The 18,005-nt window shown below is 35.7% G+C and carries 19 protein-coding genes; 2 read left to right on the plus strand and 17 right to left on the minus strand.

Annotation, left to right across the window (positions count from 1 at the left end):
- Positions 1 to 66: 66 nt before the first annotated feature.
- The 17 genes from C8N46_RS12930 to porW form a co-directional block, all read right to left on the minus strand.
- On the minus strand, positions 67 to 1,530 hold the full coding sequence (locus tag C8N46_RS12930) for an MATE family efflux transporter (RefSeq protein WP_108115332.1): 1,464 nt from the start codon (positions 1,528 to 1,530) through the stop codon (positions 67 to 69).
- A gap of 284 nt (positions 1,531 to 1,814) precedes the next feature.
- Complete coding sequence (locus tag C8N46_RS12935) at positions 1,815 to 2,252, minus strand: hypothetical protein (protein WP_108115333.1); 438 nt, start codon at positions 2,250 to 2,252, stop codon at positions 1,815 to 1,817.
- A gap of 221 nt (positions 2,253 to 2,473) precedes the next feature.
- Entirely contained in the window at positions 2,474 to 3,025 is a 552-nt protein-coding gene (locus C8N46_RS12940) for a hypothetical protein (protein ID WP_108115334.1), read from the minus strand.
- A complete protein-coding gene (locus C8N46_RS12945; RefSeq protein WP_108115607.1) occupies positions 3,015 to 3,503 on the minus strand; it encodes an RNA polymerase sigma factor in 489 nt (162 codons plus the stop codon). Before C8N46_RS12945 ends, C8N46_RS12940 begins: the two co-directional genes overlap by 11 nt.
- 64 nt (positions 3,504 to 3,567) lie before the next feature.
- The gene (locus C8N46_RS12950) at positions 3,568 to 4,410 is read right to left on the minus strand and encodes an alpha/beta fold hydrolase (protein ID WP_108115335.1); all 843 of its coding nucleotides are present in this window, start codon (positions 4,408 to 4,410) and stop codon (positions 3,568 to 3,570) included.
- A gap of 303 nt (positions 4,411 to 4,713) precedes the next feature.
- Positions 4,714 to 5,811, minus strand: a complete 1,098-nt coding sequence (locus C8N46_RS20505; RefSeq protein ID WP_158269145.1) for a helix-turn-helix domain-containing protein — start codon at positions 5,809 to 5,811, stop codon at positions 4,714 to 4,716.
- Positions 5,812 to 6,764: 953 nt separating this feature from the next.
- Positions 6,765 to 7,625 carry an ATP synthase F1 subunit gamma gene (atpG, locus tag C8N46_RS12965; protein WP_108115338.1) on the minus strand — a complete coding sequence of 287 codons (861 nt, stop codon included), beginning with the start codon at positions 7,623 to 7,625 and terminating at the stop codon, positions 6,765 to 6,767.
- Between the two features lie 30 nt (positions 7,626 to 7,655).
- A complete protein-coding gene (locus C8N46_RS12970; protein ID WP_108115339.1) occupies positions 7,656 to 7,991 on the minus strand; it encodes a four helix bundle protein in 336 nt (111 codons plus the stop codon).
- Between the two features lie 81 nt (positions 7,992 to 8,072).
- Complete coding sequence (gene atpA / locus C8N46_RS12975; protein WP_108115340.1) at positions 8,073 to 9,650, minus strand: F0F1 ATP synthase subunit alpha; 1,578 nt, start codon at positions 9,648 to 9,650, stop codon at positions 8,073 to 8,075.
- Between the two features lie 63 nt (positions 9,651 to 9,713).
- Positions 9,714 to 10,250 (minus strand): ATP synthase F1 subunit delta, encoded by a 537-nt coding sequence (gene atpH / locus C8N46_RS12980; RefSeq protein WP_108115341.1) that lies wholly within the window; start codon positions 10,248 to 10,250, stop codon positions 9,714 to 9,716.
- Between the two features lie 11 nt (positions 10,251 to 10,261).
- On the minus strand, positions 10,262 to 10,762 hold the full coding sequence (locus C8N46_RS12985; RefSeq protein ID WP_108115342.1) for a F0F1 ATP synthase subunit B: 501 nt from the start codon (positions 10,760 to 10,762) through the stop codon (positions 10,262 to 10,264).
- Positions 10,763 to 10,863: 101 nt separating this feature from the next.
- On the minus strand, positions 10,864 to 11,058 hold the full coding sequence (gene atpE / locus C8N46_RS12990; protein WP_108115343.1) for an ATP synthase F0 subunit C: 195 nt from the start codon (positions 11,056 to 11,058) through the stop codon (positions 10,864 to 10,866).
- Between the two features lie 33 nt (positions 11,059 to 11,091).
- Complete coding sequence (gene atpB / locus C8N46_RS12995) at positions 11,092 to 12,225, minus strand: F0F1 ATP synthase subunit A (protein ID WP_108115344.1); 1,134 nt, start codon at positions 12,223 to 12,225, stop codon at positions 11,092 to 11,094.
- Between the two features lie 82 nt (positions 12,226 to 12,307).
- The gene (locus C8N46_RS13000; RefSeq protein WP_108115345.1) at positions 12,308 to 12,706 is read right to left on the minus strand and encodes a DUF6168 family protein; all 399 of its coding nucleotides are present in this window, start codon (positions 12,704 to 12,706) and stop codon (positions 12,308 to 12,310) included.
- Positions 12,699 to 12,881: an AtpZ/AtpI family protein gene (locus C8N46_RS13005; protein ID WP_245896852.1), complete on the minus strand. Its 183-nt coding sequence runs from the start codon at positions 12,879 to 12,881 to the stop codon at positions 12,699 to 12,701. The genes C8N46_RS13000 and C8N46_RS13005 overlap by 8 nt, the downstream gene beginning before the upstream one ends.
- 7 nt (positions 12,882 to 12,888) lie before the next feature.
- A complete protein-coding gene (locus C8N46_RS13010; protein ID WP_108115347.1) occupies positions 12,889 to 13,299 on the minus strand; it encodes a bactofilin family protein in 411 nt (136 codons plus the stop codon).
- Between the two features lie 43 nt (positions 13,300 to 13,342).
- Positions 13,343 to 15,868 (minus strand): type IX secretion system periplasmic lipoprotein PorW/SprE, encoded by a 2,526-nt coding sequence (gene porW / locus C8N46_RS13015; RefSeq protein WP_108115348.1) that lies wholly within the window; start codon positions 15,866 to 15,868, stop codon positions 13,343 to 13,345.
- Between the two features lie 478 nt (positions 15,869 to 16,346).
- Here porW and C8N46_RS13020 point away from each other — a divergent pair, with 478 nt between their 5' ends.
- Both C8N46_RS13020 and C8N46_RS13025 read left to right on the plus strand, forming a co-directional pair.
- Complete coding sequence (locus C8N46_RS13020) at positions 16,347 to 17,222, plus strand: LytR/AlgR family response regulator transcription factor (protein ID WP_108115349.1); 876 nt, start codon at positions 16,347 to 16,349, stop codon at positions 17,220 to 17,222.
- 106 nt (positions 17,223 to 17,328) lie between these two features.
- The gene (locus tag C8N46_RS13025) at positions 17,329 to 18,000 is read left to right on the plus strand and encodes a DUF2306 domain-containing protein (protein ID WP_158269146.1); all 672 of its coding nucleotides are present in this window, start codon (positions 17,329 to 17,331) and stop codon (positions 17,998 to 18,000) included.
- Positions 18,001 to 18,005: the final 5 nt, after the last annotated feature.

Genomic DNA, 18,005 nt, shown 5'->3' on the forward strand with positions numbered 1-18,005 from the left:
TCAATGAGCCGCAAATTCACTCGAAGTGACGTTTGGGTTCATCTCTCACTACTAAAATCTTCCAAGTTATGGACCTTTTCGCAATAATCGTTTTAGTTCTTTTTGTTCTACGATGTATACAACTGTCAAAAATACTAAAACTAATGCAGTTGCAATGATATAATTTCCTCGAAAACCATCATAGAATGATACTAGCGATAGTATTGCCGCTAAAATGATATATCCTGCAATTTGTTTGATGTTGTACGGTACTTTGTAATGTTTTTGTCCGATGATATACGAAATGACCATCATGCTTCCATACGCGACTAACGTTGCCCACGCAGAAGCCATGAATCCGATTTTATCAATCATAATGATGTTGAATAGAATTGTCACAATCGCACCAAAGATAGAGATATACATGCCGTATTTGGTTTTGTCCGTAAGTTTGTACCAGATGGATAGATTGTTATAGATTCCCAAACAGAGATTTGCTAAGAGAATAATTGGCACAATGGCTAAAGCATCTAAGTATTCTTCTTGTCGTATGAGCACGCTCGCAAAGAGATCTACGTATGCGACAACCACGAGCATGAATACCGCACCCAAAATTGTAAACCATTTTAGAATGGTTGCATAGTTGTTTTTGGCGTTTTTTTCTTTGGCATGATTGAAAAAGAACGGTTCTGCACCCAATCGGAATGCGGTAATGTAAAGCGTCATAAACACTCCGAGTTTGTAACAAGCAGCGTATTTTCCCATTTCCGATTTTCCAATCATATCGCCCAAAAAGAGCTTGTCAATGTTTTCGTTGGTTACATACGCCAAACTTCCAATCATGATTGGTATTCCGTAGATGAGCAGTTTTCGAAGTACTTGTTTATCAAATGTCCATTTGATTTTGAGAATATTCGGTAATAGTAATAATAGCGTTAATACACTCGCAAAGACATTCGCTAAAAATATGTAAATAACTTGCGGTTCACCTTTTATATAGAAATTAAGTGCATCGGGCAAAATTCCTTTAGAAATGATTCCGTTGGGAATCGCCCATAGAAATAGAATATTTAAGATTGCCAAAAATACAATATTGGCTATTTTGATTCCCGCAAAACGAATAGGACGATTCGTGACACGCAAATAGGCAAACGGAATGACCACTATAGTGTCTAAAAATACCGTCCAAACTAAGATGTTAACATAGATTTCTTTTTCAAAGCCAAAGAAATGTGTGATTTGAGATGAAAAACTTAACCCTAAGGTTAGGAAAATTAGCGTGGTAAATAGCAAACTTATAAACGACGTAGAAATGATTTTTCCTTTTTCTTGTTCTTTACTGAAGAAGCGAAAAAATGCCGTTTCCATTCCATACGTCAAAAGTGCATTTAAGTACGCGGCATATACATAATATTCTGTGTTGACCGCGTATCGCTCAGAACCAAAGGCATCTGTATGCAATCTCACCAAACCAATATTGATAGCTCGCGGCAAAATCGCGGCGATTCCATAAATGATCGTGTCTTTAAAGAACTTTTTTAGTGCGCTCAAGGAATGAATTGTTTACGCCTTAAATGTATTGATTTCTTTGGGTAATGCCAAAAGGATTTTTATTGTTCTAAAGCTTAATTCTAATAAAATTTACTTTTCCTTTTAAAGATTGAAAAAATACCAAAATTTAGATTTCTACTTTCATTTTAGTTCATGTCATTTTTATTTTAAAGGTATTCATGAATCTTCGATTTCTTTGTTCGCCAAAGATACTGAATCAAGTTCAGCACAGGCTTCACAAAAGAAAGTGCATTTTATTAAAAGGCTCAATAATGAAAGGCTAATTACTGCTTATGCTGTGGCGCACTTGGGTAAAAGTTTGGAAATTTTTCGAGGATATTTTCAAGTTTGTAATACTTGATGATTCCGTTTTCGATATAACTAATCACTCCTTCGTTATCTTTAAGTTGAAACGGAAGTGTTGGTTGTAATGTTGGTGGTTCGTTTTGGGCTTCTTTTTGAGAATCTTTATGTAAAACGACCTCTTTTTCGGCTTGTTTGAGGTAACGCGCAATGTATAAACCGTTGTTGTTGGTTGAAATGTCTTCCAGTTTGGTTTGGTTTCCTCTGAAATAGAAATCGAGTAGCTGAATGTCTTTTTTGTTAAGATTTTGAATGGTCATTTGCACATTGATTCCGCTTCCGCTATCAGGTTGTCCGCCTGTCCACGGTTGTGCGAAAGCAGAAACGATAGTGAACGGTGCTTTTTCTTGCAGTTTCATAGGTGTTTGCTGTTGCGAAGAACAGCTTAGAAAACTTATTGTTAATACTATGTAGAGAATGTTTTTTGTCAATTTGTTGTTTGTTTTTCGTTATTTGTCGATTTGTTTTTTGCTATTCGCTCATAGTTCTTGAATCTTGAATCCTGACTCTTGACTCTCAAATCATCTCAAGCAAAATTATTTTTCATGACAATTCCAAAGTACTAAAAAGTTCACTGAATTTAAGCTTCTTGCAAACTTTTTAAGGTTTTTAATTCTTGTAATACTTGCTTTCGGATGAAATAAAATAAAACTACAAATGAAACCGCATACGAGATGACGATGTAATAGAAAAATCCTCTGGAAATATATTGATAAAAGTAATACATCATGATTCCGACACCAATATTGTACACAATTAACAAGATTGGAATGGTTGTAAAGGCTAATTTTTTGCGGTTTTCATAGTAAGATATGAGCTGCGCTTTGAAGTCTTCTAACGAAAGTAGTACATTGATTTTTCGCAGCGTTTGACGACTTTTAACTTCAATCCAAACACGAATGATAATTACGCCAATAAGCAACGACATTCCTAAAAGCGTTCCGCTAAATTTGTAGGCGGAAATATAAAAGAAAAAGGCGATTAAGACGATTCCTGTAATGCCAAGAATGAATTGTGTGATTCGTTGTTCTTTACGGATTTTTTGTAGTTTTTGTTGTGTTGGCGTAAAGTCGGGAATGTTTGTTTGTTCCGATTGTTGTTGCCAGGTGTTTTGTATGTCTTTAAATTCCATGAGTGACGCATTTTGTGAGTTTTTCTTTGATTCTGTGTACCATCACGCGAACGTTTTGGTGTGAATGTCCTGTGATGTCTGCAATTTCTTTTTGTGCCAAACCTTCCAGCACCAATAAAATAACGATTCGTTCGGTTTCTTTTAGCTCTTGGATGCACGCATACATTTGTTGTAAGCGCGTTTGGTGTGCTTTTTCAACTTCTACTACGTTTGTATCATCTTCCCGTATTTCGGGTAAACTGTAACTTCCTTTTTTATTTTTTCGAATGAATAGTAAGCATGTATTTACCGTAATTCTATAAATCCACGTTCCAATACTCGATTTGTTTTTGAATTGATCCAAATGCTCCCAAACTTTCACGAAGGTGTCTTGTGCTAAGTCTTTGGCAAGTGCCTCGTCGCCATTGACGTATCCGAGACACAGCCTGTAGACTTTTTCGTAATGATTTTGGTATATGTTGTTGAATTGGGTTTTCAAGTTCTTTGTTTTTTGTTCTTTGTTTTTCGTCGATTTGTGTATTTGTTTAACTGACAACTGACAACTACTTCACTAGCTTCAAAACTTCTTTCAGAAACCAATCTGCTTGATCAAACATAATAAAGTGTGCCGAATTTTCAACGTATAGTATGTTTTTATTGGCTAATTTTTGATATTGCTCTGTGTATAATTTTTCAACTTGTGGTTTTGGATAGAAATTTACGGATGCCATAATGGTTACAGGAATTTTTATACTTTGAATGTCCTTGCGTAAATCTAACTTCATGAGATCAATATACCCATTTACGTAGGTTTTTCGGTCTGCTTGCTCCATCCACGAAACGAGTTGTGGTTGTTTCTCTTTCGTCATGGTCATTCCGGCTGCCATTTGTGTTGCCATTTTGTGAAAAGCTTCGGCATCCATGGCAAGTTGTTGTTTGGCAAACGGATTGTCATAACTTACTTTTTCCGGAGAGAAATCGGGAATCATCAACGCACCAATACTTGCCAATCCGTCCACAATAATGAGTTGTTTGTAGGTTTCTGGATTGTCTGAAGCCAACCACAATGCCAACGATCCGCCCATACTGTGTCCAATAATCGTAGGTTTTTGCAAATCTTTACGTTTCACGTAGTTCGCAATATCGTTTTTGATGGTTTTTAGCCAAGGCGATTCAATTGCGGGAACGTTTCCGAATCCTGCAAAGGTAAACACATGACATTCGTGCGTTTTGGAAAGTTCTTTTACCGTTGCTTCCCAAACTTCGCCTGTACAGCTAAAGCCAGGAAATAGTAATACAGGATTTCCTTTTCCCGATACTTCTACTTGAAAAGCGGTTTCTTGTGATTGCATGGTGCAACTCACAAAAACGGCGAATAAAACGATTAATTTTCTAAAGGTTTTCATACTGTTTGTTTTTTTGATTTTCCCTTTAGATACCGTTTTTTGAAAATGTTACAGGTTGATGTACGATTTTTTGATTGACGATTGTAGATTTGGATCTTGGATCTTGGGTCTTGGGTTTTTGGTGTTGGGTTTTTGGTTATTTTTGGATTTGTCTTAACTCTTAACTCATCACTTTTAACTTTTTTGGCTCTTGGCTCTTGGCTCTTGGCTCTTGGCTCTTGGCTCTTAAAAAGTAATTTTTTTACTGTACGTTTCCTTAGTATTCCTTGCAACTTCTCAATCCTCAATACTAACATCTCAAAACTAACTACTCTCCAACCGTTTCTGCAATTGATTGATAAAATACGAAGGCTTGATTCCTGTGGTTTTGTGAAATGCTTTGGAGAAGGATTCTGTATTGCCGAAACCTGCTTCTTGCGCGATGGCTTTGATAGTGTAATTTCTGAATTTGGAGTCTTCTTTTAGTTTGGAAATGACATATTCGATGCGTAAATCGTTGATATAGCTGCTGAAATTCTTTTGATAGTGTCCGTTAATGACTTTCGACAGATATTTTGGATTGGTGCCTAGTTTTTTGGCAAGTTCCGTTAATGAAATTTGTTTGGTAAATTTTTGAGATGCTTCAAATGCTTCTAATTGTTGTAAAATGGTTTCTACGATTTCTTCGGGAACGTCAATGTCTTTCTTTTTAGACGTTTCTTTTTCTTTTGTTTGATTGAGCGTATTTCGATTCCGCTCAATGCTCATAATATTTTCAAAACGTCTTTTATAGTATTTTTGACGACGAAATGCCGCGACCAACACACCTAAAATGACCAACAGAATAGCACTGATCGCAGCAAAACTATATTTCCAAGAACTTTCCTTGGCTTTGGCTTCTTCTACCAAACGATTGCGTTCGGCAATGGCTTGTGGTGTATCGAATTTTTTGTTGATAGTTTCTGTAACATACGTATAGGTAGAATCAATAATCTTATCTGTTTCTATTAAGCGGTCATAATATTTTATTTGATTTTGAACGTCATTTTTACTTTTATAATATTCGATAATATGCTCATAAGCATCTCGCATTTCAGGGAAAATGTCTTTGGTTACTTGGTAGATAGAATCTGTTTTTAGGAAATGAAAGTGTGCTTTTTCAGGTTGGTTGAGTTTTCCGTAGCTTTTGCCTAGATAGTAATTACTCATTGCTTTTCCGTGATCATTCCTGTATGGTAAAGCTTTTTGAAGGCTATCAATAGCTGCTTGGTAGTTTTTAAGAAAATATTGAGCTTGTCCTGTCATGGAAATAAAATCATAATAGCTAAGAGTATCAAGTGTATTAATTGTTTCTTTTATCCCTTTTTTAGAATTTAATAAGCTTTTAATATGGTCATTAGTGTTAATATATGCTGATGACAAATTTTTTAGGGCATTTAAATATCTATTTCTATAGTGGATATTTTTATCTTTTAAAGAATATAAAAAATCCACAATTTCTATTTGATATTTTAAAATATTCTCACTGTCTTTCCAATTTGAATTTAAACTAACTATAGCATTACGAACATCTAATTCTAACCTTATATTTTTTGTCTGTTTTAAATACTTTAAAGCAATCAATAAATTATCAAGTGATTTTTGATTTTCTCCAAATATATATAAGCAATATCCCTTAAAATAATAACCTATAGCTGGGAATTTTTTGTGTCCTTTTATATTCTTAGTAATATTAATTATACTGTCAGAATATCTTATTGCAATGCTATCACTACTATAAACTGCTTTTAAAAAATAAGCTTCAGCTATTTTAAGAGTATCTTTATCATTATTTGCTCGACTTAAAAATTCATCAATAAATAAATCTCTTCTTTGAATATTAGAACTTTGATTTTTAAAAATGATTTTATCTAACTCTTCATAACTATACTTCGCCAAAGAATCATTTTCAGTTTGCGCATTTAAAAAGGTATTCAAACTAAAACAACAAAAAAGAAAGAGGATAAAAGGGGATTTTGGGTTCATGAAGTTTGTATCGGTTTTTGTAAAGATAGGAAATGATGGTTTACAAAAGTTTGTTTAGTTCTTTAACGTGTTTTTTTCGATGAAAATTGCATTTCGACTCCGCTCAATGCTCTAGAATATCACTTGATTTGACGGTTAGGAAACTATTTGAAACATCGTGGCAAGAATTTTATGGAAATTTGTGGCAATCTGTTGGTTTCAAATACGAGTCTGAAATGTGATTTTGGCAGATTATTTCGTCGTTCCTCCTGGTAATGACGAATCATAGACGATGAAAACAAAAAACCTCATGTTTCCATGAGGTTTTGTATATTATTTGTGAGTACACTGAGGCACTCGAAGTGTATGTCTTAGCCATTCAACGCTTCCGCTCCACCAACGATTTCTAAGATTTCGTTTGTGATGGCTGCCTGACGTGCTTTGTTGTACGTCAACGTTAAAGAATCTCTTAGTTCGGCAGCGTTGTCTGTTGCTTTGTGCATCGCTGTCATACGCGCTCCATGCTCACTTGCAAAAGAGTCTCTAATAGCTTTGAATAGTTGTGTTTTTAATGACTTTGGAATTAACTCTTCTACAATTTTTTCTTTTGATGGCTCAAAAATATAATCCAATTGAACATTCTCATCCGATTCCATTGGTACAATTGGTAAAAATTGTTCCGTCATGACAATTTGTGTTGCTGCATTTTTGAATTTGTTGTATACAATCTCAATTTTATCGTACGAACCTGCTTCAAACAAATCCATTAGTTTTTGTGCAATTTCTGCGACATTATCAAACGTTAAATCATCAAATACCTCACTGTGATTGTCAATGATGGTGTTAGATTTTGATAAAATATCATTTCCTTTTTTACCAATGGTCAACACGTCTACTTGCTTTCCAGCGTACACATTATTGATAAGGTTGTTTGATTGCTTGATAATATTCGTGTTAAACGCACCACACAATCCTCTGTTAGATGTAATAGCTACAAGTAATACTTTGTTTACGTCGCGCTGTGCAGCAAATTTACTTCCGCTATCTGCATCCAACGTTGCGCTTAAGCTTTGTAGTAGTTCTGTTAGTTTGTTAGCATACGGACGCATCGCAGTGATAGCGTCTTGTGCTTTTTTCAACTTTGCAGCCGATACCATTTTCATGGCACTTGTAATCTGCATGGTTGATTTTACAGAACTAATTCTATTACGTATTTCTTTTAAGTTTGCCATCTTTTCAAGTTATGAGTTAAAAGTGCTGAGTTATGAGTTTTTTAGTATTGCTACTAGTATTCTAATTAACTCTTCACATTTATTCATCATTTCTTCTGGTATTTGCCTTCCTGTAGCTTGTAGTATCTCTAACCAATACTTTGTTTCGTCAGCTTCTTTGAGAGCAATCCCAAATTTGTGTTTAAAATCTTTTTTACTAACTCCTCTTTGCGCTTCTCTTGTATTGGCTCCAATACTAGTTCCGCTTCTGAGTAGTTGTGAGGCTAGTTCGTAGTCTTTAGTTACTTTTAATTGGTCGCAAAATTTTACAATTTCACAAGCAAATTCAAAGCTTTTTCTTCGTATCGGACTATCCTCTAATGACATTTATTTCGTTATCAGTTTTAGAATTTAGAGCTTGCGTTTGAAACAAACTCTAAACTCATAACTTCTTAACTTCTAACTAAATTAGTTATATTTCGCAGACATCTCTTTACAAACTTTTGTTAAGGTGTCTGTAACTTCGTCTGTTAGTTTTCCTGCTTTTAGCGTGTCTAATACGTCTCTGTGCTTAGCGTTTAGGAATTCGATGTAATCTCTTTCGAATTCTTTTACTTTTTCTACAGGAACGTCTCTTAATAAGTTTTTAGAACCTGCGTAGATAATTGCAACCTGATCTTCTACCGTATACGGATCGTTTTGTGCTTGCTTTAAGATTTCTACGTTACGCTTTCCTTTTTCAATTACGTTTAACGTCGCTGCATCTAAGTCAGAACCAAATTTCGCAAAGGCTTCTAATTCACGGAACTGCGCTTGGTCAAGCTTTAAGGTACCTGCAACTTTTTTCATTGATTTAATCTGAGCCGAACCTCCTACACGCGATACCGAGATACCTACGTTAATCGCTGGACGCACACCAGAGTTAAATAAGTCAGACTCTAAGAAAATTTGTCCATCTGTAATCGAAATTACGTTTGTTGGAATATAGGCTGATACGTCTCCCGCTTGTGTTTCAATGATTGGTAACGCTGTTAACGATCCACCACCTTTTACGATTGGCTTTAATGATTCTGGTAAATCATTCATGTTTTTCGCGATATCATCATCCGCAATTACTTTTGCAGCACGCTCTAATAAACGAGAGTGCAAGTAGAAAACGTCTCCAGGATACGCCTCACGTCCTGGTGGACGACGTAATAATAACGATACCTCACGATACGCAACCGCTTGTTTTGACAAATCATCATACACGATTAATGCAGGACGACCTGTATCACGGAAATACTCTCCGATTGCTGCACCGGCAAATGGTGCATATACCTGCATTGGCGCAGGGTCTGATGCGTTAGCCGCTACAATTACTGTATACGCTAAAGCGCCTTTATCTTCTAATGTTTTTGCAATGTTTGCAACGGTAGATGCTTTTTGCCCTACAGCTACATAAATACAGAATACTGGCTCACCTGCATCGTAGAATTCTTTTTGATTCAAAATCGTATCGATACAAACGGTAGTTTTTCCTGTTTGACGGTCACCAATTACCAACTCACGTTGTCCTCTACCTACTGGAATCATCGCGTCGATTGACTTGATTCCTGTTTGTAATGGTTCGTTTACAGGTTGACGGAAGATTACTCCTGGTGCTTTACGCTCTAAAGGCATTTCGTATAACTTACCTCCGATAGGTCCTTTACCGTCGATTGGGTTTCCTAAGGTATCCACTACACGTCCTACCATTTCTTCTCCTACCTTAATTGAAGCAATACGTTGTGTACGCTTTACCGTAGCACCTTCACTAATTCCTCTAGAAGGTCCTAATAATACCACACCAACGTTATCTTCTTCAAGGTTCAATACGATACCTTCCATGCCTGTTTCGAATTCTACTAATTCTCCGTATTGAGCGTTAGCTAATCCGTAAACACGAGCGATACCATCACCTACTTGTAGTACAGTTCCAACCTCATCCAATGAAGCTGTAGCTTCAAATCCTGAAAGTTGTTTTTTTAATATTGCTGATACCTCAGCAGCTTTAACTTCTGCCATCTTTATTTGAAATTTAGATGTTAGCTATTAGATATTAGATATCTGTCCTAACTTTTAGTTTTATTAATTTTGAGAGAAAGTTCGTTTGAGTGTATTTAATTGGTTTGCGATGCTTGCATTGTATTGCAAATCGCCCACGCGTAAAATAAATCCACCAATGATACTTTCGTCGATTTTGTTTTCTATGGTTACTTGGTTTCCTGTAAGGTCTTTTACCTTTTGTAATACTTTATCTCGCAATACATCTGTTAAAGGAACTGCTGTAGTAACTACTGCTTTTTCTTTTCCTTGAGATGCATCGTATAAGATTCCGTATTGTGCTGCTACATCACCTAATAATTTAACACGCTTGTTATCAATTAGTATGTTAATAAACTCTTCTGTAATGGAGTGTCCATTTTTAAAGATATCTTGTAATGCTGCTTTTTTTAGTTCTTGCTTTACGATAGGACTATTGAGCACCACTCGTAACTCTTTGCTACCTGCAACAGTTTTCACGATGCCATCCATATCTTTAGCCACAGCTTCACCTGCATTCTGCTCCTGTGCAAGCGCCAAGATTGCTTTTGCGTAACGTATTGCTGCTCTAGATCCTGCCATAGTATTACTAATTAGTTTAATGTAACATCACCAAGCATTTTGTCTACTAGTGATAATTGCTTCTTTTTATCTTCTAATTCACCACGTACAACTTTTTCTGCAATTTCTACAGAGATTGTTGCTACTTGGTTTTTTAATTCTGCCAAGGCTGCTTGCTTTTCACTGCGGATGCTTTCTTGTGCTTGTGCAATCATTTTGCTAGCCTGTGCTTGTGCTTCTTCTTTTGCGTCTGCAATCATCTTATCTTTCATTTCACGCGCTTCTTTTAACATTCCTTCTCTTTCTGCACGCGCTTCTTTTAATAACTTTTCGTTATCAGACTGCAAGTTTTGCATTTCTTTCTTAGCATTTTCAGCAGCATCCAAAGCAGCTTGAATACCAGATTCTCTTTCGTTAAGCGAATTCATAATCGGCTTCCAAGCAAATTTTACCATTAAGAAGATTAAAATCAACAGAATGAAGGTCTGCATGATGAATAATCCTGGTGAAAAATCGTTAAATAAACTTTCCATTTTTATGTATGTATGTTTCTAATTTTTATTCAATTTGTGTAAAATAGCTTCTGCAACCAACCGTTACAGAAAGCTATTTTATTGTTTTAATAGCTTTGTGATTAAGCTCCTTTTCCAAGGATTAATGCACCAAATGCTAAACCTTCTAAAAGTGCAGCTACGATAATCATCGCTGTTTGAATTTTTCCTGTTGCTTCTGGCTGACGCGCAATTCCTTCCATTGCTTTTCCACCAATCTGACCAAGACCAATTCCTGCTCCGATTACTACTAATCCTGCTCCAATTAAATTGTACATAATAATTGATTTAAATAATTAAACAAACTCTTTTTAGTGATGCTCGTGTTCTTCTACTGCCATACCGATAAACAATGCAGATAACATGGTAAAGATATAGGCTTGTAAGAAGGCAACTAACACCTCAATTAATGCGATTAATATTGATAATACTATTGATAATCCTGTAGAACCGACTGTTCCTAAACTTTCTCTCATCACAAACATGATTGCAATCAAACTCATCACAACAATGTGACCTGCTGTAATGTTTGCAAACAAACGTATTAATAAGGAAAAAGGTTTGATAAGGAATGCTCCAGCTAATTCAATTATTGCCAAAATCGGTTTTACAAATACTGGAATTCCGTCCATCCACAACATGTGTTTCCAGTAATGTTTGTTTCCGCTTGCTGTATAAATGATTAATGTAAAGATTGCCAACGCAGCTGTAACCGCAATTTGACCTGTTACGTTAAAACCAAGCGGTGTTAATCCTGCCAAGTTTAATAACCAAATAAAGAAGAACACCGTTAATAAGTATCCTGTAAATTTTCTATAATGTTTTTCTCCAATGTTTGGACGTGCAATTTCGTCTCGCACATAAATTACCAATGGTTCCAATGCGCGACCAAAACCTGTAGGAATACTTTTTTTCTTGTATTGTCTTGCCAATCGAATAAACCAAAACAACATTAAAAAGCCAACCACTAAAATTCCAAATACACTTTTTGTGATTGAAAAATCTAAAACTTTGTGCGCATTAGTTGCATGATGTTCTGCATCAAAATCAACTTTTGACGCACCAGCGTCTAATTCATAAATTTTACCGTGAATTTTTGCCAATTTCACATTTCCAGCAGTTACAATTTCTTCACCGTTATCATCGTGATGGAATTTAGAAGACATGAACGTTTTCAAACCTTCGCTTGTCCATACGATTACTGGCAATGGAAAACCAACATGTTTTCTTTCGCCTGCATCGTTTGTATAAGAAAATAACGTGAAATCGTGTGCATCTTGAATGTGGTGTTGAATATATTTATCAACTTCAGACTTGGTATCAACCACACCACCATCATTTTGATTGTTGTCTTTTTTACCAGAATCACTAGCAAAACTTTGAAAAGAACATAGCGCAATTGCCACTAGTGTTAATAACTTGATAGATTTTTGTACTATCTTCATAATTGATTTATTCAAAAATTACCCTTCGTAAATTCTGCGCAAAATTAAACAATTAATTATAAATACAGCCTTTTTTTTAACTTTATTTCGGAGAATGGTTTTTGTTTAAGATTTTGATCATAAAATGGACTTCCAAAATCAGGAAAACCAGCATCGGAATGATGAGTGAAATACGTTGTGTGTTGGAGAGTTTTTGTCCTACAAATAAGATATTATAAAATGCAATGCAAAAGATGATAATTTTTAACACAAACGAACCTAAGTAAATGAATCCCAATTGCGGACGTAATTTTTCGTTATTGGACAACAACGCAAAGACTACACAAAGTTGCAGCGAAAAGAACGCGTGAAATGCATATATTTTTCGCAAGGAAAACCCTAGCGATATTTCCTGTGATTCTATGTAATAATTATGTAGAAAATCACCCAAGAAAAACAACAATCCAAACGCTGTGATGTATATGAAAATTTGTCTAATCATCTTTGCTAATTTGGATTACTTGGTTGATGATGAAGTATATGGACATAAACACACCAAAAAGTGTCAAACTTGTTTCCCAAAAACCTTTATCATAAGTAGTATCGAGCCAATTTCCAAGATAATTGCAGCCGTAAATGGTTATACCCATTTGCAATCCTGCTCCGCTAAGTCGCAAAGCTTTATTAAGCGGTTTTATCGGCTTTTTTTTCGTCACTTGCTTTCAATTCTTTGATTCCTGACTTCATACTACACGTAGCATTGAACGTAGCACCTGGCTCCACAGATAATTTGCTTACGGTAACATCACCTTCAATAATTGCCGAACTTTTAAGTGTCAATAATTCGGTAACCACCAATTCTCCGTTGAAACGTCCTTCAATATCTGCATTGGTACAAACTACTTTTCCTATAATAACACCTGTAGAACCAATAACGATTTTTCCCGTAGTTTCTACGCTTCCTTCCAACTTTCCATCAATGCGGAAGTCTGCTTTGGAGACTACCTCACCTTTAATATTTGTAGATTTTCCTATTCTATTGGATTGTCCGCGTGTAGCTTCGTTGTTACGTCCTTTTTTTGATTCTGAAAACATGGCTTTTGTAGTTTTGAGGGATTAAACTATGCTTAATTTAGATTTATTTTATTTCTTCTAGGTTTTTGTGAATTTGTATGGTTTGATAATTTTCCGATGACATAATCACATTTTCCTTTTCAACGTTGTATGCTTTGGTCGTTTCCAACATATCTTCTACCGTAATGGCAGCCAATTTGGTTTTGAAACCGTGTACTACCACAAAATGCTGACTTCTATCATATACATCGCGCGACAAGGAAAGTGAATTGTAATTTTTATCCTCAATCATTTGATTGATGGTTTTTTCCAAGGCTTCCATCGCTTCGGTTTCATTTTTCTGAAACGCATAAATGATTTTAAAACTGGTCGATTTATCATCATTCATAGGAGTTTTATTAGCAATTTTCGGTAATGAAGTCGTGACAAGCTGCTGCGCGCGTTTTCCTTCTTCATCATTAGGATAGTTTAACGCTACATAATTTAACGCATCTTTGTAAGCCGTATAACCGTCCAATCGACCAATAATAGTTGCTTTGAGCATTTCAAATTTTGGCACAATTTGCTCACCTGTAAATTGTCGGATGTATTTTTCAGCATCGTTCAACGCCGCTTCAAACTCTTGCGCCACAAACTTTTTATAGGTTTTTGCATACAGACTTTCAGGACTGTTTTCATCAGAAGCAATGACTTCTTGCGGATTGCGAAGAATTTGCGCGTAACGACTACTTCCATGATTGTTTAAAATATCGTTTTTCCACTGCTCAGCTTTGTTCGGCTGTTCTAACAACACATAAATTTTATACAAGTTGTACTTCGATGGTAAAATGAGTTTTTCTTCTGGATTATTTTCCAGCAGTCGCTCCAATCGTTTTGCCGCGAGTTCGTATTCTTTAAATTTTTCCTTGTAAATCAGTCCTAACTGATAATAGGCAAAATTGCGCTCTTTTCCAATACTATCAATTACTTTTTCGTCTGTCGGAATTTTATCTGTATAGAAAGCTACCGCATAGATATCTTTGGTAGCAGCATCTTTTCCAGCAGCACCTGCCACAGCATTGTCCGTTTTTTTAATTGTGTTTTTATCCGACAAACGCCAATTATCTTCCAACGCGCGGTCGCCCCATTTTTTACGGAATTCATTTTTTCCGTACGCTACCGTAGTTTGATTGTAAAAGTAGAATTCGTCACTGCCATTTCTCGGACCTTTGTTGTCGCGGCTTGAAGCAAATTCATTGTCAACAATGGCTTGTTTTTCTTCTTCTAGCTTTTTTTGTTCTTCTTCAGCAGCTTTTAATTCGTCAATATATTTTTGAAAATACGCCGTGCGTTCTTCTTCTGAAAAATTCACCAATTGCAAAATACTATCGTTTACTTTGGCAACATCTTCGTACGCAATCACATCATCGAGATTGGCTCTTTTCTTTTCAATTCTTCGAAACTTTCGCGTGTTTTTCTCCAAATTGAGCAAAGTACTATCGTAATATTTTCCAGCAGCTTTGTAATTGGCTTCATCAAAACGTAAGGCGGCAATATTTTCATAATCCAATGATTTTAAATATCTGTCCGTACGTACTTTTCGGAGCGATTTATTAAAATATTCCTCTGCCAATTCTAACGAATCTTGCGCTAAGTGATATTCTGCCAATTGACGGTAAATTTTATCCAAAAACGGACGATTTTCACGGTCTTCCGCCAAATCGGTTAATTTTTCAAAAAATTCTTCTTTATTCGCAGTATCCAAATCAACATTTCTTAGTTTTTGAATCTCCGCATTAATCATATACACACGCGGCGATTTTCTATTTAAGTCAATCACTTTGTCAAACGCAATATTGGCACTGTCTTTATAACCTAAATCGTTGAATAACTGTCCAATGATATAATTATAGCGACCTTGTTCTTCGCGAATTTTGGTAGACGCTGCGGCACGTTTCATCACTTGTACGGCACTATCTTTGTGTTTTAAATTGATGTATGCTTGACCTAATACCGCGTTGGCATCTGCATATTCTTGATCTTCTAACTCTTCAAACTTTAGCAAGCGTTTCAAATTGGCAATCGCGAACTCTTCATTTTCTAAGCGAAGATGCGTTTTTTCACGCCAAATTTTCGCCTGATTGATTTTATCACTATTTGGATATTCGCCAATCGTATAATTAAAGGCTTCCAACGCAGGAATAAATCGCTGGTCAAAATAACGTGCTTTTCCAAGCAACAAATACGCTTCGTCCATTTGCGGATTGCGCTGACGACCTTTGATATCCATCGAATGCTTTTGAATGGCTTTTACGGCTTTTTCTTCCGCTTTTTTAAAGTTCGGATTTTTTCCGCCTTGCCCTGGAAGTGTCAAATCGTCCAAAACTTCCATGCGTTCCACAGGAAGAATTTCCCAATAATTATCAATATACGCATTCATCAAAGCTTCGCGGCCTTCTTCAAAAGCGACTTTTCCATTAAATAACACGTTGTATTTGGTAGTGACCGAATGCCAATTTCGGTTGATAAATGTATCTTTTTTGGTAGAGCAGCTAAACAGTAAAATTCCTAATACTGATAGCGTTACCGATATATAAAGTAGTTTTTTCAAGGTGATGTATTTAGTAATTGTAAAACTAAAATTTGACGTATTTAGTATATAGGAAGGTAAAAATACATTTCTTTTTGAAAAATATGGTAAAATCTATAAGAATCTAGCGTTTTTTGGGGTTTGGAAGTGTGAAAAATGTGTAAAATGAAAAATGATTCCTTTCAAAGCGATATTTTCAGTGTTTCATATTGCTTCGTCTTCATTAGTTTTTAGGCTTTTTTTAAATTATTTAAACTTCAGTTCGACGTTAGAAATCATGATAATAATAATACTAGTAACTTGTCCGTTCGAGCGCAGTCGAGAACACTTTAGAAAAGCTAAAACTTCAATTGAATCTCGACTGCGCTCGATTTGACATTTTATCTAAGTCTTAAAATCAATCATTTAACAAATAGTTATATAGAAATCAAGTTATTGTACTGTTTTCATTTGATAAAATATTCCAAAAAAACAATAGGTTTTCTACCTTTACCCAATCATGCTGAACTTTCTCAAAAAACCACATCCGTTTATTTTTAACGCGTACAGCGTTGCGATTCCTGGTGTGGCGAGTTTTTTGATTATTTTGCTATTAGCGCCGCTCGATTTTAAAGGAATGGAAATCACGCAACGTAGCATCTACGCACTTTGTATTGGCGGTTTTGTTTCCATCATTATTTTTAGCACGGTAAAATTGCTCCAAAAGCTGTTTCCAACCGTTACACAGGAAGACCGCTGGACCATTGGAAAGGAAATTTCGCTGTTTCTTTTGGTGGTTTTGCTGATTACTTTGGGAATTTTTCTAGGAATTTTTATACTGTATGGAACGCATGAATCTGCTTGGCAATTGTTTGTGAAAACAGCTTTTATTTCTATCTGTATTAGCTTTTTCCCGATTGTGATTTTGGTATTGTTTGAACAGTATTTGCAACAAAAAAAGCAATTTAAATACGCGCAGCAATTAACGCAATCGCTCAAAGCAGAAAATCAAAAACTACAAACCGAAAAGCAACACGAAACGACTTCCGACCAACAATTACAGTTAAAAGCTGAAAACGGAAAAGTGGAATTGCAACTATTCGCTTCCGAGCTCATTTGCCTACAATCTGACGGAAATTATGTAGAAGTTTTTTATGAAATTGACAAAACCGTTCACAAAAAATTACTGCGCAATCGATTAAAAAGTTTGGAAGAATTCTTGCCAAAAACGACTTTTTTTCGATGTCACAATCGCTTCATCATCAACGGAAATTATATTGTACATGTAACGGGAAACGCCCGAAATTTGGAGCTAACTTTGCGCGGAATGGATGCTACAATTCCTGTATCGCGCAGCAAAGCCACACAGATTTCTGAGTTTATCCAAACCTTGTAATGTCCATTCTTCACACATACGTCCAAACCATACCAAAGCCTTTGTATTAAAGACTTTTCTAGATTTTTTATCACACTTTTGCGCTGTCAAAAAATTACAAAAACTCATGGAAACTGGTATTCAATACACCTTGTACATACACATTATTGTCGGAGCAATTTCGCTCATTTCTGGAGCTATCGCCATTTTTAGCGCAAAAGGGAAAAAATGGCATCGGCAATCAGGAAAAATTTACTTTTATGCAATGACGGCGGTTTTTATTACAGGAATCGTTATTGCAGGTTACAAAATGAATCGCTTTCTATTTTTTATCGCGTTTCTGAGTTATTACAGTGTGTTTTGTGGTGTACGCTTTTTAAAACTGAAAAAACTTCACAAAACACAACAGCCAAAATGGTACGATTGGTTTGCAGGAATTCTCAATACAGTGGCGAATTTGGCGTTTTTAGGCTTGGGAATGTATTATTTGTTTTCAGATTCAGTAAATATCGGCGGTGTGTTGTTAACGATTGGATTTGGTATTGGCGGTTTGGCAATTTCGTATGCCAATTTAAAACCGTTTGTCATTCGTCCAAAAGAAGCGTATCACTGGTATTTGGCGCATATCGGAAATATGATGGGCGGTTATATTGCCACATTTACGGCGTTTTTATCCACCATGGTCACGCGTTTTGATTTGATGAATCCGTTTGTAGCCTTTGCATTGCCTTCTTTAATTGGTATTCCACTTTTGTTGTTTTGGCAGAAAAAAGTTGAAAAATCATTCACAAAACGATAAACTGC

The sequence above is a fragment of the Kordia periserrulae genome, from assembly GCF_003054265.1.
GTDB classification, from domain to species: Bacteria; Bacteroidota; Bacteroidia; order Flavobacteriales; family Flavobacteriaceae; genus Kordia; species Kordia periserrulae.

Excerpts from the sequence above, each read along its gene's own strand:
- C8N46_RS13010 (WP_108115347.1), bottom strand. The coding sequence starts at position 13,299 with ATGTTTTCAGAATCAAAAAAAGGACGTAACAACGAAGCTACACGCGGA.
- C8N46_RS12935 (WP_108115333.1), bottom strand. The coding sequence starts at position 2,252 with ATGAAACTGCAAGAAAAAGCACCGTTCACTATCGTTTCTGCTTTCGCA.
- C8N46_RS12970 (WP_108115339.1), bottom strand. The coding sequence starts at position 7,991 with ATGTCATTAGAGGATAGTCCGATACGAAGAAAAAGCTTTGAATTTGCT.
- atpA (WP_108115340.1), bottom strand. The coding sequence starts at position 9,650 with ATGGCAGAAGTTAAAGCTGCTGAGGTATCAGCAATATTAAAAAAACAA.
- C8N46_RS12940 (WP_108115334.1), bottom strand. The coding sequence starts at position 3,025 with ATGGAATTTAAAGACATACAAAACACCTGGCAACAACAATCGGAACAA.
- C8N46_RS13000 (WP_108115345.1), bottom strand. The coding sequence starts at position 12,706 with ATGATTAGACAAATTTTCATATACATCACAGCGTTTGGATTGTTGTTT.
- atpG (WP_108115338.1), bottom strand. The coding sequence starts at position 7,625 with ATGGCAAACTTAAAAGAAATACGTAATAGAATTAGTTCTGTAAAATCA.
- C8N46_RS12985 (WP_108115342.1), bottom strand. The coding sequence starts at position 10,762 with ATGGAAAGTTTATTTAACGATTTTTCACCAGGATTATTCATCATGCAG.
- atpH (WP_108115341.1), bottom strand. The coding sequence starts at position 10,250 with ATGGCAGGATCTAGAGCAGCAATACGTTACGCAAAAGCAATCTTGGCG.
- atpB (WP_108115344.1), bottom strand. The coding sequence starts at position 12,225 with ATGAAGATAGTACAAAAATCTATCAAGTTATTAACACTAGTGGCAATT.
- atpE (WP_108115343.1), bottom strand. The coding sequence starts at position 11,058 with ATGTACAATTTAATTGGAGCAGGATTAGTAGTAATCGGAGCAGGAATT.
- C8N46_RS13020 (WP_108115349.1), top strand. The coding sequence starts at position 16,347 with ATGCTGAACTTTCTCAAAAAACCACATCCGTTTATTTTTAACGCGTAC.
- C8N46_RS12950 (WP_108115335.1), bottom strand. The coding sequence starts at position 4,410 with ATGAAAACCTTTAGAAAATTAATCGTTTTATTCGCCGTTTTTGTGAGT.
- C8N46_RS13025 (WP_158269146.1), top strand. The coding sequence starts at position 17,329 with ATGGAAACTGGTATTCAATACACCTTGTACATACACATTATTGTCGGA.